The organism is Flavobacterium sp. PLA-DH12, assembly GCF_059511845.1.
This window is the reverse complement of record NZ_JCAMPD010000001.1, coordinates 499771-525503: the sequence shown is the minus strand read 5'-3', so window position 1 is coordinate 525503 and position 25733 is coordinate 499771. Positions and strand designations below refer to the sequence as shown.

Annotated in this window: 21 protein-coding genes; 9 read left to right on the top strand and 12 right to left on the bottom strand. The window is 34.1% G+C overall.

Annotation, left to right across the window (positions count from 1 at the left end; genetic code table 11):
• The first annotated feature begins 1 nt into the window (after position 1).
• The 3 genes from AC5ZCW_RS02270 to AC5ZCW_RS02260 are packed head-to-tail and all read left to right on the top strand — an operon-like array spanning position 2 to position 2900.
• Positions 2 to 823: a hypothetical protein gene (locus AC5ZCW_RS02270; protein ID WP_496117667.1), complete on the top strand. Its 822-nt coding sequence runs from the start codon at positions 2 to 4 to the stop codon at positions 821 to 823.
• A gap of 11 nt (positions 824 to 834) precedes the next feature.
• Positions 835 to 2265 (top strand): glycosyltransferase family 2 protein, encoded by a 1431-nt coding sequence (locus AC5ZCW_RS02265; protein WP_496117666.1) that lies wholly within the window; start codon positions 835 to 837, stop codon positions 2263 to 2265.
• A 5-nt stretch (positions 2266 to 2270) separates the two neighbouring features.
• Positions 2271 to 2900 (top strand): response regulator, encoded by a 630-nt coding sequence (locus AC5ZCW_RS02260; RefSeq protein WP_496117665.1) that lies wholly within the window; start codon positions 2271 to 2273, stop codon positions 2898 to 2900.
• On the opposite strand, the gene AC5ZCW_RS02255 is transcribed toward AC5ZCW_RS02260, so the two are convergent.
• On the bottom strand, positions 2897 to 5908 hold the full coding sequence (locus AC5ZCW_RS02255; RefSeq protein ID WP_496117664.1) for a sensor histidine kinase: 3012 nt from the start codon (positions 5906 to 5908) through the stop codon (positions 2897 to 2899). The two genes, AC5ZCW_RS02260 and AC5ZCW_RS02255, sit on opposite strands and share 4 nt — an antisense overlap.
• A gap of 163 nt (positions 5909 to 6071) precedes the next feature.
• On the opposite strand from AC5ZCW_RS02255, the gene AC5ZCW_RS02250 reads away from it, so the two are divergent.
• On the top strand, positions 6072 to 6626 hold the full coding sequence (locus tag AC5ZCW_RS02250; protein ID WP_343544573.1) for an NAD(P)-binding domain-containing protein: 555 nt from the start codon (positions 6072 to 6074) through the stop codon (positions 6624 to 6626).
• 110 nt (positions 6627 to 6736) lie between these two features.
• On the opposite strand, the gene ilvD is transcribed toward AC5ZCW_RS02250, so the two are convergent.
• Together ilvD and AC5ZCW_RS02240 are read right to left on the bottom strand one after the other, a co-directional pair.
• Entirely contained in the window at positions 6737 to 8428 is a 1692-nt protein-coding gene (gene ilvD, locus AC5ZCW_RS02245) for a dihydroxy-acid dehydratase (RefSeq protein ID WP_496117663.1), read from the bottom strand.
• Between the two features lie 58 nt (positions 8429 to 8486).
• Positions 8487 to 9056, bottom strand: a complete 570-nt coding sequence (locus AC5ZCW_RS02240) for a Crp/Fnr family transcriptional regulator (RefSeq protein ID WP_496117662.1) — start codon at positions 9054 to 9056, stop codon at positions 8487 to 8489.
• A gap of 252 nt (positions 9057 to 9308) precedes the next feature.
• On the opposite strand from AC5ZCW_RS02240, the gene AC5ZCW_RS02235 reads away from it, so the two are divergent.
• Both AC5ZCW_RS02235 and AC5ZCW_RS02230 read left to right on the top strand, forming a co-directional pair.
• A complete protein-coding gene (locus AC5ZCW_RS02235; RefSeq protein ID WP_496117661.1) occupies positions 9309 to 10121 on the top strand; it encodes a helix-turn-helix domain-containing protein in 813 nt (270 codons plus the stop codon).
• 79 nt (positions 10122 to 10200) lie between these two features.
• The gene (locus AC5ZCW_RS02230; RefSeq protein ID WP_496117660.1) at positions 10201 to 10812 is read left to right on the top strand and encodes a DUF417 family protein; all 612 of its coding nucleotides are present in this window, start codon (positions 10201 to 10203) and stop codon (positions 10810 to 10812) included.
• A gap of 67 nt (positions 10813 to 10879) precedes the next feature.
• Here the strand turns inward: AC5ZCW_RS02230 and AC5ZCW_RS02225 are convergent, their stop codons facing one another.
• The 3 genes from AC5ZCW_RS02225 to AC5ZCW_RS02215 are packed head-to-tail and all read right to left on the bottom strand — an operon-like array spanning position 10880 to position 16461.
• Positions 10880 to 13303, bottom strand: coding sequence for an ABC transporter permease (locus AC5ZCW_RS02225; protein ID WP_496117659.1), 2424 nt, complete (start codon positions 13301 to 13303; stop codon positions 10880 to 10882).
• Positions 13304 to 13334: 31 nt separating this feature from the next.
• Positions 13335 to 15746, bottom strand: a complete 2412-nt coding sequence (locus tag AC5ZCW_RS02220; protein WP_496117658.1) for an ABC transporter permease — start codon at positions 15744 to 15746, stop codon at positions 13335 to 13337.
• Between the two features lie 4 nt (positions 15747 to 15750).
• On the bottom strand, positions 15751 to 16461 hold the full coding sequence (locus tag AC5ZCW_RS02215; protein WP_496117657.1) for an ABC transporter ATP-binding protein: 711 nt from the start codon (positions 16459 to 16461) through the stop codon (positions 15751 to 15753).
• A gap of 286 nt (positions 16462 to 16747) precedes the next feature.
• Between AC5ZCW_RS02215 and AC5ZCW_RS02210 the strand changes: the two genes are divergently transcribed.
• Both AC5ZCW_RS02210 and AC5ZCW_RS02205 read left to right on the top strand, forming a co-directional pair.
• Entirely contained in the window at positions 16748 to 18097 is a 1350-nt protein-coding gene (locus AC5ZCW_RS02210; protein ID WP_496117656.1) for a sigma-54-dependent transcriptional regulator, read from the top strand.
• Between the two features lie 2 nt (positions 18098 to 18099).
• The gene (locus AC5ZCW_RS02205; protein WP_496117654.1) at positions 18100 to 19434 is read left to right on the top strand and encodes a sensor histidine kinase; all 1335 of its coding nucleotides are present in this window, start codon (positions 18100 to 18102) and stop codon (positions 19432 to 19434) included.
• A gap of 259 nt (positions 19435 to 19693) precedes the next feature.
• On the opposite strand, the gene AC5ZCW_RS02200 is transcribed toward AC5ZCW_RS02205, so the two are convergent.
• Both AC5ZCW_RS02200 and AC5ZCW_RS02195 read right to left on the bottom strand, forming a co-directional pair.
• Positions 19694 to 20581, bottom strand: coding sequence for a DMT family transporter (locus tag AC5ZCW_RS02200; RefSeq protein ID WP_496117652.1), 888 nt, complete (start codon positions 20579 to 20581; stop codon positions 19694 to 19696).
• Between the two features lies 1 nt (position 20582).
• On the bottom strand, positions 20583 to 21104 hold the full coding sequence (locus tag AC5ZCW_RS02195) for a GNAT family N-acetyltransferase (protein ID WP_496117650.1): 522 nt from the start codon (positions 21102 to 21104) through the stop codon (positions 20583 to 20585).
• A 62-nt stretch (positions 21105 to 21166) separates the two neighbouring features.
• Here AC5ZCW_RS02195 and AC5ZCW_RS02190 point away from each other — a divergent pair, with 62 nt between their 5' ends.
• Positions 21167 to 22030 carry a LysR family transcriptional regulator gene (locus AC5ZCW_RS02190; protein WP_198855916.1) on the top strand — a complete coding sequence of 288 codons (864 nt, stop codon included), beginning with the start codon at positions 21167 to 21169 and terminating at the stop codon, positions 22028 to 22030.
• A gap of 4 nt (positions 22031 to 22034) precedes the next feature.
• Here the strand turns inward: AC5ZCW_RS02190 and AC5ZCW_RS02185 are convergent, their stop codons facing one another.
• The 4 genes from AC5ZCW_RS02185 to AC5ZCW_RS02170 all read right to left on the bottom strand — a co-directional run bounded on the left by AC5ZCW_RS02185 (position 22035) and on the right by AC5ZCW_RS02170 (position 25710).
• Complete coding sequence (locus tag AC5ZCW_RS02185) at positions 22035 to 22481, bottom strand: GNAT family N-acetyltransferase (protein ID WP_496117648.1); 447 nt, start codon at positions 22479 to 22481, stop codon at positions 22035 to 22037.
• 390 nt (positions 22482 to 22871) lie between these two features.
• Positions 22872 to 23198, bottom strand: a complete 327-nt coding sequence (locus AC5ZCW_RS02180; RefSeq protein WP_026728926.1) for a DMT family transporter — start codon at positions 23196 to 23198, stop codon at positions 22872 to 22874.
• A 73-nt stretch (positions 23199 to 23271) separates the two neighbouring features.
• Positions 23272 to 23832 (bottom strand): Crp/Fnr family transcriptional regulator, encoded by a 561-nt coding sequence (locus AC5ZCW_RS02175; RefSeq protein ID WP_198855914.1) that lies wholly within the window; start codon positions 23830 to 23832, stop codon positions 23272 to 23274.
• Positions 23833 to 24219: 387 nt separating this feature from the next.
• Positions 24220 to 25710: a TolC family protein gene (locus AC5ZCW_RS02170; RefSeq protein WP_496117645.1), complete on the bottom strand. Its 1491-nt coding sequence runs from the start codon at positions 25708 to 25710 to the stop codon at positions 24220 to 24222.
• Between the last annotated feature and the right edge of the window lie 23 nt (positions 25711 to 25733).

The window sequence follows — 25733 nt, the reverse complement described above, 5'->3', positions numbered from 1 at the left end:
TATGACAGAAATCTGGAATCTATATAAAAACGGTCAATGGGAAGTGCCTTTTCTTACCTTTTCTATTTATCTGTTTATTGCAGCCTCACTCTTTCTGTATCTTGTTATTGTGGCCAGCAGAAACACTAAAATAAAAAAGGAACGCCTTAGTAAAGAATACAGTTTTATAATAGACAAAGTAATGGCAGCTGTTATTTTTGAGGATGCTCTGTTTGCTGAAGTAAAAAAAGACAAAAATTTTCTAGTGCTTTTTGATACTGCTTTTTTCAGAGAAGTTTTAACCGAATCGATTATAAATCTCCATAAAAATTACGAAGGCATTTATGCTCAGAAACTAGAAGAGTTTTACAAAGATTCTGGATTGATAAAAGATTCATTTAAAAAACTCAAAAGCCTGAAATGGGAAGTGAAATGCAAAGGAATTACCGAGCTGGCAGAGTTTAATATCAAAGAAGCATTTGATCAGATTATTGTTTATTCTAAAGCCAGAAAGAAAACATTAAAAATTGTTGCACTCAATGCGGCGATAAAACTTGAAGGAACAGAAAGCGTAAAATATTTGGTAGAACATTCAGATCCTATAGACGATTGGATGCAGCTGAATATTATTGGAGCTTTTAAAAAACACGATATTGGCGATACTGAAGGAATCGAACATTTATTAGAATCGCAAAATACAACAGTAATTGCACTTGGTTTAAAACTTATAAAAGAGCTTAAACTAACACAGAAGCTTCCTTATGTGGCTCATTTGGCAGAACATACTTCAAACACTGTAATTAAATACAAAGCCCAGAGTCTTTTGCAGACATTAACGGTATAATTGAATAAGAAATGACTTTTTTTAATACAGAAATAACGTGGTTTTTGGAGGCATATATACTCCTTATTCTTGGTTACGCCATACTTATCATGTCTTCGTACCTAATCTTGGCTTATCTTTCTACAAAAGAGCTGAGAAAGTATCTTAAAAGAAATAGTTTTGTCGATTATGATGTTTTACTGACCAGTGAATTTGCTCCTCACCTTTCGCTAATTGCTCCGGCTTACAATGAAGGTCTTACGATTGAAGAGAATGTAAAATCACTGCTTTCGCTGAATTATAATAATTATCAAGTTATTGTGGTCAATGATGGAAGTAAAGACAATTCGATGGAAATCTTGACCAAAACTTACGATCTTGTTTTGACTGATTTGGAATTTCATCCAAAAATTGAAACCAAAAAAATCAGAGGAATTTACACTTCAAGAAATGCGGCTTTCAAAAAACTGATTGTCGTTGATAAAGAAAATGGAGGTAAAGCCGATGCTTTAAACGTTGGACTTAATATTGCGCAAAATCCTTATGTTGTTTGTATTGATGTTGATTGTATCCTAGATAAAGACTCACTTTTAAAACTCGCAAAACCATTTTTAGAATCGCACGGAAAACGTATTATTGCAACGGGAGGTGTCGTGAGAATTGCCAACCAATGTGTTATTAAAAACGGACGTTTGGTCGAAGTAAATGTTCCAGATGTAATGCTATCGAGAATTCAGGTTTTAGAATATCTTAGAGCTTTTCTATTAGGAAGAATGGCTTGGGGAAAACTAGATGGATTACTGCTTATTAGCGGTGCTTTTGGAGCTTTTGACAAAGAAATAGCCATACTTTCTGGCGGTTACAGTACCAAAACGGTTGGAGAAGATATGGAACTCATTGTAAGAATGCGCCGTTATATGATGGATAATAAACTGCCTTATTCAGTAAGTTATATTCCAGACCCGCTTTGTTGGACAGAAGCGCCAGAAGATTTCAAAATATTCAAAAAACAACGCTCTCGTTGGATGCGAGGAACTATAGAAACGTTAAGTTTTCATCGCGGAATGTTCTTAAATCCGAAATACAAACTACTCGGAATGTTAAGTGTGCCCTATTGGACTTTGTTTGAATTTCTAGCTCCTGCCATAGAATTTATTGGTTTGGTCATCACTGCAGTGTTTATAATCTTTGGTATTTTAAATTGGCATTTTTTCTTTTTACTGCTGCTTTTTGTGTATACCTTTGCAGTGTTCTTTTCGGTGATTGCTTTATACAGCGAAGAAAAAACCTATCATAAATATCCAAAACAAGTTGATTTTTTTAAGTTGCTAATGGCCGCTTTTATAGAACCATTTTACTTTCATCCGCTTACGGTTTATGCCGCTTTAATTGGATATAAAGAAAAAATTATGGGAACAAAAGGTTGGGGCGAAATGACCAGAAAAGGATTTACCAAGAAATAACGAAGATGACAAAGAAAATCTTAATAGTAGATGATCATTTGGTAGTGCGAAATGGAGTTGCCATGATTTTGGAGCGACAATTTGAAGATGTTGCCATTTCGAATGCCGAAAATTTCTTTGAAGCGATTACACTTTTAAAAAATCTGCCTTTTGATTTAGTTATCTTAGATATTAATATTCCGGGAGGAAAAAATACCGATATGATAACCGACATTAGAGCCATTCAGCCCGATGTCAAAATATTGGTTTTTTCGGCTCATGAAGAAGAACAATATGCTTTAAAATACCTTTCTTCTGGTGCCAACGGTTATGTCGACAAACTGTGCAGCGAAGAAAAAATCATGTTTGCCATTACTTCAATTTTTGAATCTGGAACTTATATTTCGTCTGAATTAGTTAGCAAATTGGTCAATATTCAGACTAGCAAAAAGACTTTAAATCCGTTGGAAGGTTTGTCTAAAAGAGAACTTCAAATAACAGATCTGTTGGTTCAGGGAAATGGCAATTTAGAAATTTCAAATAAACTCAACATTCACATGTCAACTGTGAGTACCTACAAGGCAAGGGTTTTTGAAAAACTAAAGGTCAATAATTTGGTAGAGCTTATCAACTTATATAAAACGTTTAAGAGTTAGTTGTACTCAACCATAATCTCGATCGTAGTTCCTTTATCTAGGTCGCTGATAATGTTAATATTTCCTTCAATAAGAATAAGAAGCTCAATAATCATGTGGAGTCCTAGATGATAATTTTTTGAAATTGGATTTTTATAAAAATTGTGATAATAATCAAGAAGTTCTTTGCTCATTCCTTTTCCATTATCGATTATTTTTAAGTTTAAAATGTTATTCTGAGTAGTGCATAATAGCGCAATTCTTCCGTTTCTGGTATTTTTTATGGCATTATCAATTAAATTATGAATAATGATCGAAAGCGCTTTTTTGTTTGTTTTCACAAATAAAGCATTAGGTACATTATTGATAATGATATTGTTTTCGGCTTCTGCAATCTTTTCAAAAATCTGAATACTTTCTTCGATGAGTTCATATAAAGAATAACATTCATCTTCTAATTTTTTTCCTTCAATAAAAATAGAAGAATATTTGATAAGATTTTCAACATACTCATACAGTTGGGAAGTTGATGTCTGTAAAGTACCCAATTGCTGTTTGAGTTTTGGGTCTCCTTGTATGGTACTGTTTTCAAAAAGATGTTTTATAGAAGAAGACAAGAATTTTAGCGGACTTTTGATATCATGGCTCATACTTTTAACCAACATTTCATGCTGTTTAATTTCTTGTTTTAAGTTGTTTTCTGCTTTTTCTAGTTTTTTAACGGTAGAAGCTAATTTTTTTGTTTTTTTAGCAATTACTTCTTCCAGCTGTCTTCTTTTCATTCTTTGGTAATACAATCGTATATGCCAAAGTGAAATTACAAAACCAGCACTAAGGAAACAGCAAAGAACAGCAAACCAGATGGTCTGATAAAATTTTGCTGGCACAACAAGAATCACAGTTTTGTAAGCATAATTGGCATCAAAACCAGATAAACTCCTAAAGGTAAGCGTATAAGTTCCAGGAGGCAGCGTTGTAAAAGAGATTGATTTATCGGCTTTCAATCGTTCCCAGCGATCACTGCCAATTTTGTCCATTTTTGCTTCGATGGCTACATTTTTTGGATTTCCGTAATAAGGATACGAAACTAAAAAACTTACTCGCTGAAAATTGTTTTTTAAGACAATAGTATCTTTCGGAGTAATAACTTTCTGATCTAGAACAATTCTATCAATAAAAAGGTCTTTGCCAGGAAGTAAAGGAGACACTTTATACGGATTAAAAAATACAATGCCATTCATAGACGGAAAAACAATATCATTATTTTTTAGAAAATTCCCGCAAGGTTGGCAGCCACCATTAAATTCATTAATCAGGAAACCGTCTGCTTTATTGTATTGATGGTAATATATAACCGTATTTTTATTTTTGTAATGCTGCAGCAACGCTTTTCTAGAAACCTGAAAGAGACCTTTGTTGGTTGATATCCAGAAAAATTCGTTTTTGTCTTCAATAATACAATGCGCAGAATTTAAATAATGTTCCTCGTCTGTTGGAAAAGAATATAGTTTCTGGTTTTCATAAAGAAAGAAGCCCTTTTCGTATGTGGTAAGCCATATTTTCTGTTTGCTATCTATAAAAACGCTCCTAATGTTTATGTTTTCAGTGTTTTTTGCAAAATGCAGTTTTTTGGTTTTTAAATCATACAAAAACAGTCCGTTATCTCCACCCAAATACAAAATGCTATTTTGCTGAACGATATAATTGATGTTGTTTTTAAAAACGGCTTCAAACTTTACTGTTCCGTTTTTTATAGCATACAATTTAGGTTTATTAAACTCATCTATTCCTAAAGAGACCCAAATGGTATTACTGTTATCTTTAAATATTGTTTTCGGATTTTGATCAAAAGGGTAGGTGATGTATTTTTTGTATCCCGATTTTTTTAGATAACAAAATACTTTCATGGATCGGCTTATCCAGATATTTTTCTCATTGTCAAGAGCAATATTTAGTCGTTCATCCAAAAAAACACTTTTAGGAAAAGGAATACTGTCAATAACTCTTTTATTGTTGATAATCAATCCTTCAGAAGTGATTACGGTGCTATCGCTAAAAGCCTGCGCAGCATAATAAACTTCGGTTCTCTCTTTACTTTTTTTTATGGTTTTAAAAGTAGGAAAAGAAATAATGCACAATCCGTTTGTACCGCTTCCTAAGTACAGTTTTTTATTTTTCTGATCAAAATAAACTGCGATAATATTGCTTGTTTCAAAATCTTTGTATTCGACAATTAATTGAGCTGTTAATTGGTCATTTTGATTTTTTAACTGATAAATTTTATTCTTTACAGATAGAAAAACCTGACCTGTAGTAATGTTCCAGAATAACTTACGATTCCTTGTGGGTATGACATTCAGTTTTCCAGAAGATTCACCTTTTTTAGAAAAACAATGATAATAGCCGTTATCGGACAGGTAAAAAAGAGAATTGCTGATGGCGAAAAAATTAAAAACATTATCGTTTTTAAAAGAAGCTTTAGAGATGCTTTTCATTTTAGAATCGCATAATTCAATGGTTTGATTATCTATAAAAAATATATTTCCATTAGATAATCGAATGTAATAAGGTTCATGCTGATTGATTGAATAGTTGGATGGAAGACCGTCATGAAAGAAGAAATGTCTTCCGTTTCGTAGCAAACTAGATTTTGGAGCATTTTTTTTAAGAATTTGGACTTTGGCATTTCTGATAAAGACAAGTTCTTTTTTGCTTTCATTGTAACTTGTGAGACTGTCTTTTTCAATGCTTCCGAAAATATCGGTAAAACGAGTATGTTCTAAAGAGGTATTGGAAGAATTAAAAACAAGAAAATTATTTCCATCATAACGAACAATACCATTTTCGGTAGTCATCCATATAAAATTGTGTTTGCCTTGAACTATTGCTTTTATGCTATTCTGCTGCAGTTCATTATTATCCGCAGTATACCATCTCGCCAAGTAGTTTTCTTGGCAGATCATTTTAGTTGTAGTAAGCAACAGCAGAAAACAACAGTAACGTAAAATATGAACCGCTATTTTTGGCATCTGACTAAAATTATATGGCAAACTTAGCAAACATAAATCAGAAATCACGGTTTGTAGTTTTAAATCTACAACGTTGTAGATTTATTGAGACAGACAAGATAAGCTTTCTAATAGTCTATAAGACTATATTTGCTTTATAAGGTTCAAGGCAAAGTTTATAAGTATGAAAATAGGAGTAATTGGTTTATGTAGTTTTACAATGGATTTTGTGAGCCGTGCGGTCGAGGCAGGACATCAAGTATTATTGAGTTCTACCCGCGAAAATAGCCAGTTTAAAGATATAGCTAAAACCTTAGGGAAGAATGTAAAATTGGTAAGCAAATACGAAGCTGCAAAAGCCAATATATTGATACTTTTTATTCCGCGTGAAGATGTTGCACTATTTTTAGCAGACTTGCCAGAAATGGAAGAAAAGGTACTGATATATGCAAGCAATCCTATTTTTAGTCTAGAATGCTTAAAGCCAAATGTGAAATCATCGGGCGAAATCATCGCATCGCTTTTGCCAGAATCTCATGTTATAAAGGTCCTTAATATAGTGAACCCAGAAGTGCTTTCTATGATAAACCAAGATCAGAATGGCAATGAAATATTTTATACCGGATTGAATAAACAGGCAAAAAATAAAGCAAAAACATTTTTTAAAAGCCTAAATCTTGCTGGAATCGATTTTGAAGAATTATACCAACTTCCAATGCATTCTTGTTTCATGAATTAGAAAAGAAATATATAACGAAACCAGCTTTGAATAATTAGAATTGTTCAATCCCAAATGTTCCCAGAAAAGCTAACTTTCTGGGACATTTTTTTTGAGATTTTTTTAAATTTTTAATCTAAATCTGTTTTCAAGACAGCTCCAGTACTTGCATTAGTTACTAACGCTCTGTATTGTGAAAGCCATTTTGAATTTAATGGTTTTTTTAATGGTTTGAAAGCAGCTCTTCTTGCAGCAATTTCTTCATCACTTAAATTAACAGACAAAATATATTGATCTACATCGATATGAATTTCGTCACCATCTTTTAACAAACCAATCATACCGCCCTCGGCAGCTTCAGGAGAAACGTGTCCGATTGATGCTCCTCTTGTTGCACCGCTAAATCTTCCGTCTGTAATTAAGGCTACAGAACTTCCAAGTCCCATTCCCATAATTAAACTCGTAGGAGAAAGCATTTCTTGCATTCCAGGTCCGCCTTTTGGCCCTTCGTAACGAATAACCACTACATTTCCGGCTTTCACTTTTCCCATCATAATTCCTGCAATCGCTTCGGCTTGACCATCAAAACAGACTGCGCTACCCGTAAATACGCGATCTCCAGTTAATCCTGCAGTTTTAATAACCGCACCTTGTTCAGCAAGATTTCCGTATAAAATGGCCAATCCACCAACTCTACTGTACGGATTATCGATGGTATGAATAATAGTGGTGTCTTTAATTTCGGCATTAGCAATTTTCTCCAATAAAGTTTCACCGCTGATTGTTAGATTATCAATTAAAACGCCTGAACCTCTTTTGTTTATTTCCTTCATAACTGCATTTACACCACCAGCTCGGTTGATATCTTCCATATGAACCGTGCTTAAACTTGGCGAGATTTTAGCAATATGCGCCACATTTCCCGAAATGGTATTAATGTCTTTTAATTTAAAATCAACATTAGCTTCGTTCGCAATTGCAAGCATATGAAGAACAGTATTTGTACTTCCGCCCATTGCCATATCGACAGCAAAAGCGTTGCGAACGGCATTTTCGTTCAAAATATTTTTTAATTTGAATTTTTCAATAGCTTGTTGGTCTTTTGCAATATCACAGATTCTTCTCGCTGCTTCACGGTACAATTGTTCACGTTCTGGAGTTTGTGCTAGAATAGTCCCGTTTCCTGGTAAAGCAATTCCCATTGCTTCCATCAAAGTATTCATAGAATTTGCGGTAAACATTCCAGAACAGCTTCCGCCACTTGGACAAGCGTTGCATTCAATATCGTATAATTCTTCGTCAGAGATTTTTCCTGCTTCGTGTTTTCCAACCGCCTCAAATGCTGTAGCTAAGTCAATTGCTGTTCCGTTTTTAGTATATCCTTTAGACATTGGGCCTCCGCTTACAAAAATGGTTGGAACATCTACACGTAAAGCGCCCATAATCATTCCTGGAACAATTTTATCGCAGTTTGGAATCGCAATCATCGCATCCAGTTTATGCGCATTCATGACACTTTCTATAGAGTTGGCGATAATTTCACGACTCGGAAGCGAATATAGCATTCCGTCATGTCCCATTGCAATTCCGTCATCAATTCCGATTGTGTTAAACTCAAAAGGTACACAGCCATTGGCGCGAATTTCTTCTTTGATAATTTCAGATACTTTGTTTAAGAAAAAATGTCCTGGAATAATTTCGATAAACGAATTTGCCACTCCAATAAATGGTTTGCTAAAATCTTCATTTTTTAAGCCCGTAGCTCGCAATAAGGATCTGTGAGGAGTTCGCTGAACGCCTTTTTTTACTTCATCACTTCTCATGATAGAAAATGTTTTTTAATGTTGTTTTTTGCTTTTTTTGATAGTTAACAGATTATAATTAAATCTGCGATTTTATTCTGCTTAATGTTTCTGGCGAAATATTAAGGTATGCAGCAAGATTGGCATTGGACAATCTCTGAATAAGTTCGGGGTTGTTTTTAAGAAGATTTCGATACCGTTCGGCAGCATTTTGTGTCAATAAACTGCTGAGTTTAGAAGTAATCACCGTAAGACCATATTCGAGAATATAGATGTACATTTTATCCCATTGCGGAATGGTGTTGCGAAGATGAAAAAAATCTTCATAAGAAATAGCCAAAAGCTCTGAAGCCTCAACCGCTTCAATATATTCGGTGCTTGGTTCTCTAGAAATAAAACTAACTATTGAAGTTAAAAAAGTACCTTCAAAAGCCATAAAACGAGTCGCGATATTATGATCTTCTGTGCTGTAATACAATCGCAGGCAGCCTTTTTTAATAAAATAGATTTTATCTGCAACGGTTCCGCTTTTAAGCAGTGGTTCATTCTTTTTTACTTGTATTAATTTAAAGCAGGATAGAATGGTGTTCAGTTCATCATTTTCTAGTTGTAATCTGCTCTGAATTAAAGCCTCAAGTTCATTCATCATTTCTTAAAAATTAATCATTATCAAAAGTAAAGCTAATCAAGGAAAAAAACATTGACGAATGTCAAAATCGGTTTAAGAATGAATATAAATAAGTTTGAGCCTTAGCGACTTTGCGAGCAATTTTTCAAAGGAAGGAAAAAGATACTTAAAATATAATCTAGCAAAGTCGCAAAGACGCAAAGTTTTGAAGTTTTAATCTGCTCAAATCTGCGGAATCTGCGAGAAACAAAAACAAATCTGTAATTTAGTAAAATGAAAATCGAACTGAAACAATCTTCTTTTCTTGAAAAGACAATCAATGAACCGTATTACAACATTTTGATGTTTGATGGAGAAGCGGCTTTTTCTGTTGATTTAACTGATTACGAATGTAAAGGGAAATGTCTTTTGTTTTTAACTCCCTATCAGTTATTGCAATGGAAAAGTTCGACAGCACCTTTCCTAAATATTCTCAGTTTTCACGGAGATTTTTACTGTATTGAATACCATAAAAAAGAAGTGGCTTGCAACGGAATTTTATTCAATGATATTTATAGTGAACCTTTTGTAACGGTTTCCGATTTTATTTACGAGGAAATCACGAGCATTATGGAAAGAATGAAAAGGGTAGAAGACTCAGAAATGGATTATGATAATTCGATTCTAAAGTCTTATCTGCAGGTTATTCTAGCCTTAAGCAGTAAAGAAAAACAGCTCAAAATGTCACCACAGATTCAGGAATCTATTGGAAACGCTGACATTTTGAAGTTTCAGCATTTGTTGGATTCTCATTTTTCAGAGGCAAAAGAAGTCGCTTTTTATGCCTCTAAATACAATTTGAGTGTGAATACTTTCAGTAAAAGAATCAAAAAACATTTCGGGAAATCGCCTTCTCAGCTTATTCAAGATCGCATTGTTTTGGAAGCTAAAAAATTACTTCATTTGACAACCAAAACAATAAAAGAAATCGCAGACGATCTTAATTTTGAAGACGAATTTTATTTCAGCCGATATTTCAAGAAAAGTGTGGGCATTTCGCCTAAAGAATTCAGAAAAGAAGTTGGTATTTCTATCGTGGCAAAATAGTCCATGAAAACTCCTTTACGTCCATTTTTATCCAGATATGCATAAAGTAATTTTGGTATGTATTTAAAACAGAATCAAAATGGAAAAATTTATACGATTTATTGCGGGTGGACAAAACAACTTTATTCACTTTTTAAGAATTGCCATATTTGTTGTAATGGCGTGCATTGGAGGATTAAAAGCCTTTAAATATGAAGCTGATGGAATTGTTCCGCTTGTAGCGAATAGTCCATTTATGAGTTTCTTTTATAAAGATGCTAATAAACAAGTCGTAAATGATGAAGGTAAAACGGTAAAAGCCTACACACTTTATAAAAACGTTGAAGGTAAAACTGTTGAGAAAAACATCAAATGGCACGAAGCCAACGGAACTTATATTTTCTCTTACGGGCTAGGAACTGTTATTGTGACAATTGGTTTGTTGGTTCTTTTGGGAATCTGGTTTCCTAAAATGGGCTTTTTTGGGGGACTTCTGACATTCGGAATGGCGTTTGTAACCTTATCATTTTTAATCACAACGCCAGAAGTTTATGTGCCGAATCTGGGCGGAGATTTTCCAACACCAGAATTTGGGTTTCCGTATCTTTCCGTTGGAGGCCGTTTGGTTCTCAAAGATATTATCATGATGAGTGGCGGATTGATCGTAGCTTCAGACAATGCAAAGAAAATTTTAAAACGATTTTACGCTTAATCAAAAATAAAAAAAAGCTGTGCAAGGGCTCAGACTTGCACAGCTTTTTACAAAAACTCAAAACTAATTATTCATATTTTAAATATTTCAGCACATCGACTTTTGTTGCTTGATACGCTTTTGCTAAAACAATGCATAGCGTTAAAAACAATAAAAGCAAAAAGGAAAGTAGAAACGGCAGCATCGGAATTTCGATTCTAAAAGCAAAATTATTCAGCCATTTCTGCAATAAAACATAGGCAGGAAATACAGCAATAAGAAAACCTATTGCACAATACACTACATATTGTTTAGACAGTTCTTTCAGTAAAATATTGGTCTCTGCGCCCAAAGTTTTTCGAATCGCAATTTCTTTCATTCTTCTTTGAATGGAATAAGATGCCAGAGCAAAAAGTCCAAAAAGGGCAATAAGAATCACAATGACATTGAGCAGAGAAAATAAATTTTTCTGCTTTACGTAAGACTCGTAAGTTCGAGCATATTCTTTATCGGCAAAATCATATTGAAATGGATATTCGGTATCGACTTTTGTTTTCCAGAATTTTTCAATTGCAGCAATACTACTTTGAATCTGATCTGCTTTTAATTTTACATAGATTCGATTCATTTCATTGGCCATATCTAGAGATTTTATATGATAAAAAGTAATCGGCGGAACATCGACTTCTGGACTTAAAAGATTAAAATCTTTTACCACGCCAATAATCCTCATTTTCTGATTTCCAATTTTGATCTCTTTACCAATAGGATCTTTTATCTGCATTAAACTCAATGATTTTTCATTAACTAAAACAGAATTTATAGTGTCTGAAGCTATGTTTGGACTAAGATTTCTGCCTTTTATTACTTTTATATTTAGCAGATTTAGCATATCATAGTCAAGTCCGATTGCTTTTTGTTTGAAAAGCACATCTCGGTACCAAATTGGCCATTGTGAATTGTCTGCTCCATCAAAAGAAAGAAGACCAGTTGAAACTTTTTCAACGCCTTTAATTTTTGAAAGTTCCTGTTTTATAGTGTTATATCTTTCAAAAATATTCTTTCCAACATTTTCCCCCTGATAGTAGGAAGACGGAAGATTTAACGAAATTGCCATAACCTGATCGCCTTTAAAACCAAGATCTTTATTATTTAGATATTTAATTTGCTGATAGACCACTACAGAACCAATAATAAAAAAGGAAGCAATGGCAAATTGAAAAATCAGCATTCCATTTCTAATCCAAACGCCACTTTTACTACGAGCATAATTGCCTCTTAAAACTTTTAAAGTCTCAAAATTAGCAACATATAAAGCTGGAAATATTCCTCCAAATACAATAGTTATGAAAAAAACTAGTATCAACTGAAGATAAAATTGACTTTCGATTATCCTTAAATTTTTCTCTAAAAAAGAATTGTAATAAGGAAGAGCAATTTCTACAATCATTAACGCTAATAAAACCGAAAAAGCAGTCATCAAAACGGTTTCAAAAATGAATTGCCAAACAATCTGCTTTTTGGAAGCTCCCAATACTTTACGAACTCCAACTTCTTTAGCTCTTTTAATCGAATTTGCCGTTGCCAAATTGATGTAATTGACAATAGACAGAATAAGAATTAAAACCGACAAGCAAGCCATAATTACCAGAAACTGATAATTTCCTCTTCCTTCAGGATATCCATCAATAACAGAATGCAATCTGGCAGATGAAAGCGGTTCCATCAAAACCTTGAAACTTCCCATTTTCTTGACCATTTCGGCAGGTGTAAAACCGGCTTGTTTGGCAGTTCTTACAATAACCTCGTCATAAAATACTTTATCAAGCATTTTTCTGGTCGATTCTACTTTTGATGGATCTTTTAGTTTTACCAATACTTTTAGAACAAAAAGGCCTGGGTTTTTGTCAGGATCAGCCAAGTCTTTCATGTGATTTATCACTATGTTTGGTGCGATCGATGAATTTCCTGGAATGCGATAAACAGCTGAAATTGTAAACGTAGCATCCAAACATTTGATTTGTTTGCCCATCGGGTTTTTATTTCCAAAAAAGCGTTCTGCAAGTTTCTCTGAAATGGCAATACTGTTTTCGTCTTTTATAGCCGATTTGGCATTTCCATAAATAAATTCAAACGGAAAAAGAGAAAAGAAATCTTTTTCGGCATTTACGATTTTATCTACAAATTCCTTTTGGCCATTGTAAATCACTTTGTCTTTTTGATACCATTCATCTGCATAAACAACAGCTTCTACGTTGGAATCATTTTCTAAATGAGGTTTTAAACGTACAGGATTATTTGCAGTTACAGGCATATCGCTTAATTGCGCTAAAACCTGATAAACTTTGTCTTTTTCTGGATTCCAAGCATTGTAGCTGTGTTCGTCGTTCCAATACAAAAGCGCGAAAATTAAACCTGAAATTCCTATTGATAATCCGAGAATATTGAGAGCAGTAAAAAGCTTACTGTGTTTGATTTGATAGATAAATATATTGATCCAGTTTTTTAGCATTTTGTTGGTGTTTTTTGGTTTTGGAGTTAGTTTACTCGTATTTTAAATATTTTAAAACATCTACTTTGGTCACTTGATAGGCTTTTGCTAAAACAATGGTCAGCGTTAAAAATAAAAGCGAAACAAAAGCAACTAAGAATGGCAGAAACGGAATATCGATTCGAGAAGCAAAGTTTTCTAGCCATTTCTGCATTAATAAATAAGCAGGAACAATTCCGATAAGGAAACCAATTATGCAAAAAAGAACATACTGTTTTGACAATTCTTTTAGCAGTATATTGGTTTCGGCGCCAAGCGTTTTTCTAATGGCGATTTCGCGCAATCTTCTTTCCATAGAAAAAGAAGCCAAAGCAAATAATCCGAAAACAGCAATTAATATTACGACCACATTCAGTAAAGCAAATAAGTTTCTTTGATCTTGATATTTTTTATAAGTTCGAGCAAAGTTTTTATCTACAAAACCATATTCAAACGGATATTCCTGATCGACTTTAGTTTTCCAGAATTTTTCAATTGAAGCAATCGTTTCTGGCATTCCGTCAGGTGATATTTTAACTGTAATAAACTGCAAATAATTTTCCATCCAGGAAACAGATTTAATGTGAAAGAAAATCATAGGCGCCACGCTATATTCCATTCCGATATAATGAAAATCTTTAACGATGCCAACAACTTTATATTTTTGACCGCCGAAAGTAATTTCTTTGTTTATAGGATCTTTTACCATAAGAGTTTTTGCAGCAGTTTCATTCAATAATGCACTTGTAATACTATCTGTTGCCAGTTTGCTGCTTAAATCTCTTCCTTTAACAATTTTAATTCCTAGTAAATTTAATTGACCAAAGTCAAGTCCCAATTGCTGTGTAATAACTTCTTTATTAGATTTATAATGAAGTCCTTGCCAAGAATTGAGATTGCTTCCAATGGAAAAAACTCCAGTAGAAACAGCTTCAACACCTTTAATTTTTGAAAGTTCCTGTTTTATAGTTTTATATCTTTCATACTGAATTTTATCTTTTATAGGTCTAAAAGCAATGTCCATAACTTGCGCACCATTAAAACCTACATCTTTGGCAATCATGTGATTTACCTGTTTATGAACAATAAAAGATCCGATGATAAAAAGAGTAGCAATAGAGAATTGTAAAACAAGCATTCCGTTACGAATCCAGACGCCGTTTTTACTTCTTGAAAAATTGCCTTTTAAGACTTTCAGTGTTTCAAAATTTGCAATGTAAACAGCAGGAAAAACGCCCGAAACGATAATTACAAAGAAGAAAATTAAAATAAGTTGGAAGTAAAATTGATTTCCAATTAGCATTAAGTCTTTGTTTAAAAAAGCATTATAAAAAGGAAGCGAAAGCTCTACGATTACCATTGCCAGTAAAACTGAGAACAAGGTAATAAGTGTGGTTTCAAAAACAAACTGCGTAACAATTTGCGATTTCGTAGCACCGACTATCTTGCGAACACCAACTTCTTTGGCTCGCTTTACCGCATTTGCAGTAGCCATATTAATGTAGTTTACAACCGAAAGTATTAAAATTAAGATGGATAAACCCATTATAATTTTTAGAAATTGCAAATTGGCATTCTGTTCAGGAAATGCATAATTTCCTTGACGAAGCCTTGCTTTTGAAAGTGGAAGAAGCCTTGATTTTATAGGATCTCCATATTGTTTTATAAACTGTTCAATAGATAATCCCTCAGCTTTTGCCTGTTTTTTGTAGTTGTCTTCAAGAAATATTTTGTCTAAATTTTGAATAACTGCTGTAGTGTCGATTGGCTTTTTGAATTTTAACATTAATCCGTAACTGAAACCCCAGTTATCTTTGTTTTGTTCTAATTCCTCTTCTACAATAGGAGTAATTACCGAAGGCATTACTGACGATTTTTCAGGCATTTTATATACACCGCGAACAACAAAAATGCGGTCAGCATATTTTACTTGTTTCCCCATTGGGTTTTCATTCTTAAAAATGCGCGCAGCAGTTTCTTTAGAAAGAACCATGCTGTTGCGGTCGCTAAAAGCTGTCTTAGCATCACCCTGAATAAATTCAAAAGGAAAGAAAGAAAAGAAACTCCTTTCGGCTGAAAAGATTTTGTCAACCAATTCGATTTTTCCATTATACTGAATAGTTTCCGTGGTATAGTTTACTCTGAAATAACAGTATTTATCCAAATATGAAGTAGTTGCATTAAGCATTCTACCTGGAATTGGAGAATTTGTTGTCCAGATATTTCCACCTCCAAAATCATTCATTGCAATGAAAATTTTATCTTTCTCAGGATTCCATTGATCATAAGAATGTTCGTCGTTCCAGTATAGAATTGCAAAGATTAAACCTGCAATTCCTATACTCAAGCCCAATATATTAAGGGCTGTAAAGAATTTGTTGTTCTTTATATGATAAACAAATATGTTTGTCCAATTCTTCAACATGACTTTAGCAGTTAGAATTAACTAAAACATCAACATTTCTATGATTTACTTTTTCAGAAAGAATTTCACCATCTTTCATTAAAATTGTTCTTTGAGAGAAAGAAGCATCGTAATCTGAGTGTGTTACCATTAAGATTGTCGATCCGCTGGCGTGAAGATCGGTCAACAATTCCATTACTTCATTTCCGTTTATGCTGTCTAGATTTCCTGTTGGCTCATCGGCCAGAATAATTTTAGGGTTATTGATTAGAGCTCTTGCTACGGCTACACGCTGCTGCTGTCCGCCCGAAAGCTGTTGCGGAAAATGCTTCAATCTATGTGCAATTCCCAAAATTTTTGCCATTTCGTTTACTCGCGATTTTCTTTCGGCAGAAGGAACATTGCTGTAAATTAAAGGCAGTTCGATATTATCAAAAACCGATAATTCGTCAATTAAATTGAAGTTCTGGAAAATGAATCCGATGTTTTCTTTTCTGGCTTGCGATTTTTGTTTTTCCTTCAAACCCACCATTTCCTGATCAAGAAGTTTATAACTTCCGCTTGAAGCGCTGTCTAGAAGTCCTACAATATTCAATAAAGTCGATTTTCCGCTTCCAGACGGCCCCATAATCGATACGAAGTCGCCTTGATTGATGGTCAGTGAAACTTCACTTAATGCTTTGGTTTCTAATTCCTCAGTTCTAAATACTTTTGAAAGTTTTGTAATGGTAATCATAATTTGACTGTTTTAATTTTTGATTGATTTTCTTTTAAAATTTTTACGCCCTTTGGAAATGACAGAAACAAGTCTGAAAATTAAGATAAATTATTTTTAATTTATCGCTATTTATTTTGTTATTTGTACTTCCGAAAGAGGTTAATTATTAATGATTTACAAGTTCTAATGTGATTTTCGTGCCAGTAAATTAAACCCTGTAAATACCTTGTTTTTAAGGGATTATTTTTCTGAATAAATTTAAACTGTCCATAAGTGGACACCTTTCGTCCAAAACTGAACAATAATGAAAAAGACCAACGCATCTATTTTAATCATCGACGATCAGGAAGACATTCTTTTTGCATCAAAAGTCTATCTGAAAAAGTATTTTGAAAACATTTATACGCTCAATAATCCGAAAAACATTGTCGAATTATTGGCAAAAAATGCCATTGATGTTGTACTGTTAGACATGAATTACAGATTAGGATTTGAAGATGGGAGAGAAGGTTTGTATTTATTGAAGGAAATAAAAACGCTTTCGCCGAAAACAGTTGTAATTCTAATGACCGCTTTCGGAAAAGTAGAAACAGCTGTTGAAGGCTTAAAATCGGGTGCTTTTGATTATATTCTGAAACCTTGGGAAAATAAAAAGCTTCTAGAATCGGTAAAACAAGCAGTCGATAAAGCTCGAAAAGAACAGAAGAAAAACAAGGAAGTTGAGATAAAAGAGGAATTTTTTGTTGGCAGTTCTGAGATTATAAAGAAGGCTTATTCTCTGGCAGATAAAGTTGCAAAAACAGATGCTAATGTTTTGATTTTGGGTGAAAACGGAACAGGAAAATTTGTTCTCGCGCATCATATTCATACACAATCTGAAAGGAAAAATCAGCCGTTTATTGCAGTTGATTTGGGTTCTTTAAATTCAAATATTTTCGAAAGCGAATTGTTTGGTTATGCCAAAGGCGCTTTTACCGATGCAAAAGCCGATACAGCGGGACGTTTTGAAATGGCGCAGAACGGAACCATTTTCTTAGACGAAATAGGAAATGTACCGCTTCATTTACAATCAAAACTTTTGCAAGTTATTCAGACCAAAACCGTAACAAGATTGGGAGAAACTAAAGCAAGACCTTTGAATGTTAGAATTATTACAGCAACCAATTTGAACTTAAAACTTGAAGTTGCTGACAAAAACTTCCGCGAAGATTTATATTATCGCATTAATACGATGGAAATTATTTTGCCACCGTTGAGAGAACGTCACGAAGATAAGATTCCGCTTGCCGAATATCTTTTGGATAAAATGATTGAGAAATATGGCCGTGACGAAATCACTTTTGATAAAAAAGTCTTAGAACAGATTGAAAAACATGCTTGGAACGGAAATATCCGTGAAATGGAAAATAAGATTGAACGTGCGGTTATTCTTTGTGAAAATAACACCATCACGGTTTCTGATCTGGATTTAGAAACGATAACGCCTTACGAGGAAAACTCAGATGACATTCAGCTTTCTTCGGTTGAAAAAGCAGCGGTTGAAAAAGCACTGCTTAAAAACAACAACAATATCAGTAAAACTGCCGAAGAATTGGGATTGTCAAGAGGCGCACTGTACAGACGTTTGGAGAAATTTAATATCAATATCGACTAGTTATGCTAAGAACTTTACAAACTTATAAACTCCTTTTTCTGCGATTAATTTTTATCGTGATCGGAATCGAATTGTCGCTGTATTTCTTTAGAATTGGCTTGCTTTTTACGGGAGTTTTTGGTCTATGCATGGTTTTTCTGCTAGGAAGGGAAATGTATTTTTATGTTAGAAATATGGTTCTGATTTACAATAAAACCATTTCTTCGATATTGCAGGATGATTTTAGTTCCGATTTTTCTAAGCATAAATTCAACAGTACTTATAACGAGCTTTTTACCTTGTATGAAACTTTAAAAAGTAAACAAAATGAGCAAGTTACGAGAGATATTATTTACCGTTCGATTTTAAACAATATAGAATCGGGTGTAATTATTTTGCAGAAACAAGAAAGCGATTGGAGTATTTTTTTGATGAACGATTATTTCTCGAGCCATTTTAATGTTCCGAAAGTTTCAAAATGGAAATATCTTAAAAATCAGCTGCCATCTTTGTGTGAAATTATCGAAGAAGATGATTTTCATGAAATTAAAACTTCAATCGAACTTAGTATAAACGAACAAAGCAAACAGACGTTTGTTTTGCAGGCTTCACGAACTGAAATTTTCGGTCAGGATTACTTTATTGTTCTGTTGGATTCGATTCAGAATGTAGTAGAAAAGAAAGAAAAAGATGCGTGGATTAATTTGATGAAAGTGATTTCGCATGAATTGCTCAATTCTATAACGCCAATTCGTTCGATTTGCCAGAATTTAGAGGATTTAGTAGAACAAGATTCGCTTTCGACAGAAGATTTAGAAGACATAAAAAACAGCGTGCAAACAATGCTGAGACGAAGCGACCATTTGCAGAAATTTGTTGAGGGATATCGAAAATTGGCAATGCTTCCTTCACCCAAAAAAGAAAAAGCAGAATTGCTCTATTTGGTCGAAAACTGCATTGAAGTTATGAATCCGTTGTTTAGAAAAAATAATATCGAAGTGATTAATGGCATCACTCAAAATTACTTGATAAATGTCGATTCTCAACAGTTAGAACAGGTAGTGATTAATTTGTTGACGAATTCGATTAATGCTTTAGAAAATAGCAATACGAAGCAAATTTCGATTTCGGCGGAAGCCAAAAACAATCGCATTTTTATAAAAGTTTCGGACTCAGGAAAAGGAATCGAAAAAGAAATTGAGGACAAAATATTCCTTCCGTTTTTCACCACCCGAACCGAAGGCGCTGGTATTGGTTTGACTTTATCTAAGAACATTATAGAAGCACACGGCGGTTATATTTCGCATAAAATCGAAAATGGAAAAACGACTTTTGAGATTTCTTTGATTGAGGATTGATAGATACACTCTAAAGTTAGTTTGCGCATTTTTGTCATTTCGACGAAGGAGACCTGAGCGATAGCGAACAGGCGAAGCAAATCTCACGTGGGATTCGACAAAGATTGGAGAAATTCGGCGCGGAGTTTCTAGTGTGGTTCCTCGTTCCTCGGAATGACAAGCATTGACGGAACTTTGTCAAAGTTTCAAACTTTGACAAAGTTTACGAAGCAACAGAGTTCTTCGTAAAGTATTAAGCATCCAAACACTCAGTAGAGTATTAGTTTTTTCTAATAAACAGCTTTAATCTTTCACTTTTAAAATTGACTTCAGAAATAATTGTAGCAGAAAAAATCAAAGTTCCGCCTAAAAGTAAACGCCATGAAAGGTTTTCACCTAAAATAAAGAACGCTCCAATTGCCCCAAAAACAGGCTCAAACAAATAAATAACCGCTACGCGTTCTGCTGATAAATAGCGTTGCGAAACGTTTGAAACCGTGTACATAAAAGCCGTAGAAAACAAAGCACAGTAAATTACGCCCATCCAAAACGTATTATTTTGAGGCAACCATTCTGATGAACTATCTGTTAATGCTATAAAAAAAGTAAAAAGCGCACAAAACGCAAACATTGGCACAATAGAATACAAAAGGTTTTTTGTGGCCGAATGTTTTTCAACAGCAATCAAATAAACTGCAAAAGCAAAGGCTCCTGCAATGGTAAATAAATCTCCAAAGTTTATGGTAAATTTATCTTGAATGGCAATAATAAATAACCCAGTTAAAGCCGTCAAAGCGGCAATCCAGATTTTTAGTGAAGCGTTGGTTTTATAAATCGCTAGTTTTAATAACGGAATAATAATTACGGTTAATCCTGCAATAAAAGAGCACTGAGAAGCATCTGTATATTTAAGTCCAACAGTTTGAAGCTGAATGCCTAAAAACATGGGCACAGCGAGCAAAAAGCCTGTTTTAATGGCTTCTCGATTAATGTCTTTGACATATTTCCAAAAAATAACACTTAATACCACAACTGCCAGTAGGAAACGATAGAATAAAAATACGTTTAGAGAATAGTGGCCAATTGCCATTTTGGTAACGGAGTAGGATACTCCCCAGAATGCAGTGCCTAAGATTAGTAGAAACAATAAAAGCTGTCTTCTTTCCATTTTAATTCAATACTTTTTTCATCATTAAATCGGTTTGCTCGTCGTTGCCTAATCTAAAAATATGGGTATCAAATTGTACGAAACCATTTTTAGTATAGAAACTTACAGCTCTGAAATTCTTTTCCCAAACGCCCAACCACATGTACGTAGCTTTTATTTCTTGGGCAATTTCTTCTGCTTGAGCATATAGTGCCTGCGCGACTTTTTTACCATGAAATTCCTTTGCTACATAAATACGTTCTATTTCTAAGGCATTTAAATCTTCTTTTTCGGTTTGTGCATCAGCTGTATTCAATTTTAAGTAACCGACTATTTTTTCATCTAAAACAGCTAGATAGAAATAAGATGACGGATTGTTTAATTCTGCAGTCAGTTTTGCTGTAGCGAAACTTTCTTCCAAATATTTTTTCATATTTTCTTCGCTGTTAACATCGGCGAAGGTTTCAGAAAAGGTTTGCCTGCCAATCGATTGAAGCTTTAAAAGGTCATCTGTTGTGGCTTTGGTTATTTTTAGCGTATTCATTTTTGTTTCTTTAATGCGTTTAAAGCTATTTTTTGTTTCTGATAAATGCGTAAATTGCATCAATGGATTTACAGCAGATTAAATATTTTTTGGCCTTAGCCCGCGAACTTCATTTCTGGAACACCGCCGGAAAGATGAATATTACACAATCGGCACTTAGCCGTCAGATTCAGTCTCTTGAGAATCAGCTTGGCGTGCAGTTGTTTGAGCGTAATAAACGCAACGTTAAACTTACTGCTGCCGGTCAGTTCTTAAAAGAAAAATGGGAGGTTGAATTGAGTAAACTAGAGTTTATTCATCAATCTGCCCGCCAAATTCAGCTAGGCGAGAGTGGTACCATTACCATTTCTCATCCCGATTCTATTTCGGCTTCTCTAATGCCCGAAATTTTGTCCCGTATTTCAGAAGCTTTTCCAAAACTAAAAATCAAACTGGTTCAGGTGCTGTACGAGAATCAGCAGGATTTTCTGCGAAATTATAAAATTGATCTGGCGATTACCAGAGATATCAATAATTCAAAAGATATTCAATCTCAAAAAATCTATACCGATCACTTAGCAGTTGTTGTTCCAGAAGATCATCCATATCAAACGCCAGAGGATTTTACTAAAGAAACTCTTGCTTCTCAAAAGTTTATTTTGCCAACCAATGACGAAGGCAGCAGTTACAGCGACCTTATTCAGAGATTATTCAATTCTTTGGATAACGCGCCAGAAGCCTATCTTCAGTCTGAATTTGGTTCTTCTATAATTGCTTTGGTTCGAAAAGGACTCGGAATCGCGATTTTACCCGATTCGTATGTCTTTCATGAAATTCCAGGAATCCGATTTATCAAATTACCGCTGGAAACCGATTTATATGTCAATTGGAGAACCGAAGATCATAATCCGGTATTAGCCAATGTTTTAAAATTGATTATTCCGTAAAGCGTTAAGCTCTAAGCATTCCGATATGCGGAATTCCATCTTCATCATAAACTTCGCCTTGTTCTACAAATCCCAAAGACTGATAGAATTTGGATAAATGGTATTGCGCACTAATTCGGATTGGACTTTTTCCGAATTTCTCTTCGCAGCCTGCAATCGAAGCTTCCATTAGTTTTACTCCTAAACCTAATCCGCGATGCGATTTGGCAATTACAACTCTTCCTATTGAAACTTCATCATACGATACTTCTTTTGGAAGTAAGCGCGTGACACCTGCCAATTCGTTATCGACATAATACAATAAATGAAAACCTTTTTGGTCTTTATTGTCTAAATCAAGATAGGGGCAGTTTTGTTCTACTACAAAAACGTCGCTTCTTAACCTAAGCATATTGTACATTTCGTGATTGGTTAATTCGTCAAAAGATTTAATGGAATGGCTGAATGTCATTTTTAATTTTAGGCTTTAATTTTTGGCAAAGATAGAGTAGAGAATAATGATTAAAAATGCTATTTTTTTATCATGTGATGCTGGAATTGCATTAGTGTGTCAGGTAGAAAACTTTGTCAAAGTTTTAAACTTTGACAAACTTCAGGCAACAGTTTGTCATTCCGACGAAGGAGGAATCTCCGCAAGTAGCTCCATCAAGATTTTAAAATCATTGTATGAAAAACATAGCCTGTGATTTCAACCACGGTGATACGTATGGTAATTATGATAGCGTTCCCGTGGTTGAAACCACGGGCTATGTTTAGCACGATGACGCATTTTTCTATGTAAAAAAAACTTTGTCAAAGTTCGAAACTTTGACAAAGTTGAGTATAATCGTAAAATATATTTTTAGTGAGAAACGGCCTTTAACCCAACAATAGAACCAACTAAAGTAGCCAAGAAAAACAATCTCCAGAAAGCTGCTGGTTCTTTAAAAACAAAAATTCCGACCAATACAGTTCCCACAGCTCCAATTCCTGTCCAAACGGCATAAGCAGTTCCTAGAGGAAGCGTTTCTGTAGCTTTCATTAATAAAAGCATACTTACAGTTAAGGAAATAAAGAAACCAATATACCAATAGTACATTTCGGTTCCAGTAGTTGCTTTTGCTTTTCCAAGACATGATGCGAAGGCTACTTCAAATAGACCCGCGATGATTAAAATAATCCAGTTCATATATTTAAAATTTTGTGATGCAAAGTTCTTTTATGGAAATCAGAAAAAAATTAACAAATGATAAAAAATGAAGTTATTTTAAATCTGCACGTATTCTGCTTAAACTGACTTGTGTAATTCCCAAATAAGAGGCAATATGTCCTAATTGAACTCTTTGGAGAAGCTCAGGATGATCTTTCATTAATTCCAAGTAGCGTTCAGAAGCATTTTTGAACTGTTTAGAGATCAAACGTTCTTCGGTTTTGATTAGTTCTTTTTCTGCAAATTTTCGTCCCCAATTGGCGATGTGAACATCTTCATTAAAGAGTTTTCTTAGATTTTCTGTTTTGAGTTCGTACAATTCGCAGTCTTCCAAAAGCTCGATGGTTTCATAACCAGGCTGATCTTCCACATAACTTTTCATCGAAATAATGGTTTCGCCTTCTTTTCCAAACCAAAAAGTGACTTCATTATCTCTTTCTACATAAGCTCGTACCAATCCTTTTTTTATAAAATAAATATTCGATTCTACTTTATTGGCTTTTAGCAAAATATGCCCTTTAGCAAAAGCAATTTCGGTGACATTGTTTTGCAAAGCAAGCTTAGATTGCTCAGGAAGTTCGTGTATGTAATCGAGAATTTTGGAAATATCCATTTTTTGTTTTTTGGAATAAAGATAATAGTTGTTAAATGTAACCGAAAAATTTCGATAAAAAAACAATAGCTTTCCTGTTGAAGGGCATAAAAATTAACGCAAAGTTCGCAAAGACATTTTTATTTTGAGACTAATCCTAATCGATATTTTAAGTTCGCAAAGCTATGTCTTCACAAGGTTTTGCGAACTTTTTCATTATAATGATTCTACAAAAACTTTGCGGACTTTGCGGTAAAATATATGGCTTTTATCTATGTGTTAAAAAAAATTTAGTCCTACGGGTCATGTTTTAATAAAAAAATCCCGTTTCAAAATAGAAACGGGATTTAAAAATAACCTCTGCGATGAGCTATTATAAACAGAAGCCATTTTTGACCAACATATAAACTAATTTATTCCTCCGCCTAAAGCTTTGTACAGCAATACTTGTGAGTTTGCATTTCGAAGTTGGATATCAACAAAATCCAATTCGGCTTGCAATTTATTTTTTTGCGCGTTGATGATTTCCAGATAATTGGCATAACCACTCAAATACAAGTCGTTTGAAACGTTTACGGCAATTTCGAGATGATCAATTTCGTTCAATTTATATTTTAAAACATCTTCATAAGCTTCATTTCGGTGCAGTAAAGCGCTCAATTCGTTGAACGCTGTCGTCACTGCATTTTGATAGTGAAGGAATGAGATTTCCTGTCTTCTATTCGAAACATAAAATTCCTGTTTGATTTGTCCTTTATTAAAAACAGGAGCTGTCAAACCTCCTAATAACTGCCAAGCAAAAGAACCCGCATCAAAAAGAGTGTTGAATGAAAACGAGTTGAATCCTGCATAACCGCCTAGATTTACCGTTGGGAAAAAGGCAGCGCGAGCCGATTTAGCATCTGCGTTACTTGCTAATAATTCGAAGTAAGCTTCAGATACATCTGGTCTTTTATGAATGATAGAATCTACGCTTATTTTTTGGTTTAAAACTTGTAGATGTCCTGCTAGGAAATCGCTGCTTCGGTCAATTTTTCCGCCATATTCGCCCAAAAGTGTCAATAAAGCTTTCTCGGTCTGATCAATGCTTAAATGCAGTTCTGAAGCTTCGGCATGAATGTTATTGTTTTGCGCATTAAATTGCTGTACAGCCAATTCTGTAGCTTTTCCAACAGATCTTTGTGCCGAAACAATATCTAATGCTCTTTCTTGCGTTTTTAAGTTGTTATCGTAAATCGACTTTTGTTTGTCTAATGCAATCAGCTTAAAATATAAGTCAGCAACATCACTTAAAAGACGTGTTTGTAACAATCGCATTCCTTGCTGAGAAGCAAAAAATCGCTGTTGTGCTGCTTTTTTACGATTGCTCAGTTTCCCCCATATATCAGCTTCCCAGGAAACTTTCGCGCCTAAAAATAGGTTAGGAGTTACATCTTCGTTGATTCTTTGTTTTTCGCTAATATTTTGAGAAAAGTTAGTATCAAAGTTACCAACTCCATCCATTGTATATTTTCCGTAATGTGTTCCAGAAGCATCGGCAACAAAATCTAAAGAGGGAAGAAGCGCCAGTTTTGCCACTTTTAAATGCGAATTGGCAATTAAAATTCTTTCCTGCATAATTAAGTAATCAGGATTCTTGGCAATGGCTTTCTTTAATAACGCTTCTAATTTTGGATCTTTAAAAAAGGTTTCTGTTTTTAATGGAATAAAAGTCTCGTTTGATGCTTCTTTTCTTTGTGCATCAAAATTTTCTGGAAGCTTTGCCGCGTCTAGTTTAGTACTGACTTTTGGTGCAGAACAAGCTGTCAAAAGTAAAATTCCTGCTATTACAACAGCACTTTTGGTTGTCCTTAGAAACTGCACATCAGCATTTTTATATTGATTTAATATCTCTCTCATTGTTTAATTTTATTTGTTCAATC

Bases quoted from the DNA above. Each gene is read 5' to 3' on its own strand.
- AC5ZCW_RS02270 (WP_496117667.1), top strand. From the start codon at position 2: ATGACAGAAATCTGGAATCTATATAAAAACGGTCAATGGGAAGTGCCT.
- AC5ZCW_RS02265 (WP_496117666.1), top strand. From the start codon at position 835: ATGACTTTTTTTAATACAGAAATAACGTGGTTTTTGGAGGCATATATA.
- AC5ZCW_RS02260 (WP_496117665.1), top strand. From the start codon at position 2,271: ATGACAAAGAAAATCTTAATAGTAGATGATCATTTGGTAGTGCGAAAT.
- AC5ZCW_RS02255 (WP_496117664.1), bottom strand. From the start codon at position 5,908: ATGCCAAAAATAGCGGTTCATATTTTACGTTACTGTTGTTTTCTGCTG.
- AC5ZCW_RS02250 (WP_343544573.1), top strand. From the start codon at position 6,072: ATGAAAATAGGAGTAATTGGTTTATGTAGTTTTACAATGGATTTTGTG.
- ilvD (WP_496117663.1), bottom strand. From the start codon at position 8,428: ATGAGAAGTGATGAAGTAAAAAAAGGCGTTCAGCGAACTCCTCACAGA.
- AC5ZCW_RS02240 (WP_496117662.1), bottom strand. From the start codon at position 9,056: ATGATGAATGAACTTGAGGCTTTAATTCAGAGCAGATTACAACTAGAA.
- AC5ZCW_RS02235 (WP_496117661.1), top strand. From the start codon at position 9,309: ATGAAAATCGAACTGAAACAATCTTCTTTTCTTGAAAAGACAATCAAT.
- AC5ZCW_RS02230 (WP_496117660.1), top strand. From the start codon at position 10,201: ATGGAAAAATTTATACGATTTATTGCGGGTGGACAAAACAACTTTATT.
- AC5ZCW_RS02225 (WP_496117659.1), bottom strand. From the start codon at position 13,303: ATGCTAAAAAACTGGATCAATATATTTATCTATCAAATCAAACACAGT.
- AC5ZCW_RS02220 (WP_496117658.1), bottom strand. From the start codon at position 15,746: ATGTTGAAGAATTGGACAAACATATTTGTTTATCATATAAAGAACAAC.
- AC5ZCW_RS02215 (WP_496117657.1), bottom strand. From the start codon at position 16,461: ATGATTACCATTACAAAACTTTCAAAAGTATTTAGAACTGAGGAATTA.
- AC5ZCW_RS02210 (WP_496117656.1), top strand. From the start codon at position 16,748: ATGAAAAAGACCAACGCATCTATTTTAATCATCGACGATCAGGAAGAC.
- AC5ZCW_RS02205 (WP_496117654.1), top strand. From the start codon at position 18,100: ATGCTAAGAACTTTACAAACTTATAAACTCCTTTTTCTGCGATTAATT.
- AC5ZCW_RS02200 (WP_496117652.1), bottom strand. From the start codon at position 20,581: ATGGAAAGAAGACAGCTTTTATTGTTTCTACTAATCTTAGGCACTGCA.
- AC5ZCW_RS02195 (WP_496117650.1), bottom strand. From the start codon at position 21,104: ATGAATACGCTAAAAATAACCAAAGCCACAACAGATGACCTTTTAAAG.
- AC5ZCW_RS02190 (WP_198855916.1), top strand. From the start codon at position 21,167: ATGGATTTACAGCAGATTAAATATTTTTTGGCCTTAGCCCGCGAACTT.
- AC5ZCW_RS02185 (WP_496117648.1), bottom strand. From the start codon at position 22,481: ATGACATTCAGCCATTCCATTAAATCTTTTGACGAATTAACCAATCAC.
- AC5ZCW_RS02180 (WP_026728926.1), bottom strand. From the start codon at position 23,198: ATGAACTGGATTATTTTAATCATCGCGGGTCTATTTGAAGTAGCCTTC.
- AC5ZCW_RS02175 (WP_198855914.1), bottom strand. From the start codon at position 23,832: ATGGATATTTCCAAAATTCTCGATTACATACACGAACTTCCTGAGCAA.
- AC5ZCW_RS02170 (WP_496117645.1), bottom strand. From the start codon at position 25,710: ATGAGAGAGATATTAAATCAATATAAAAATGCTGATGTGCAGTTTCTA.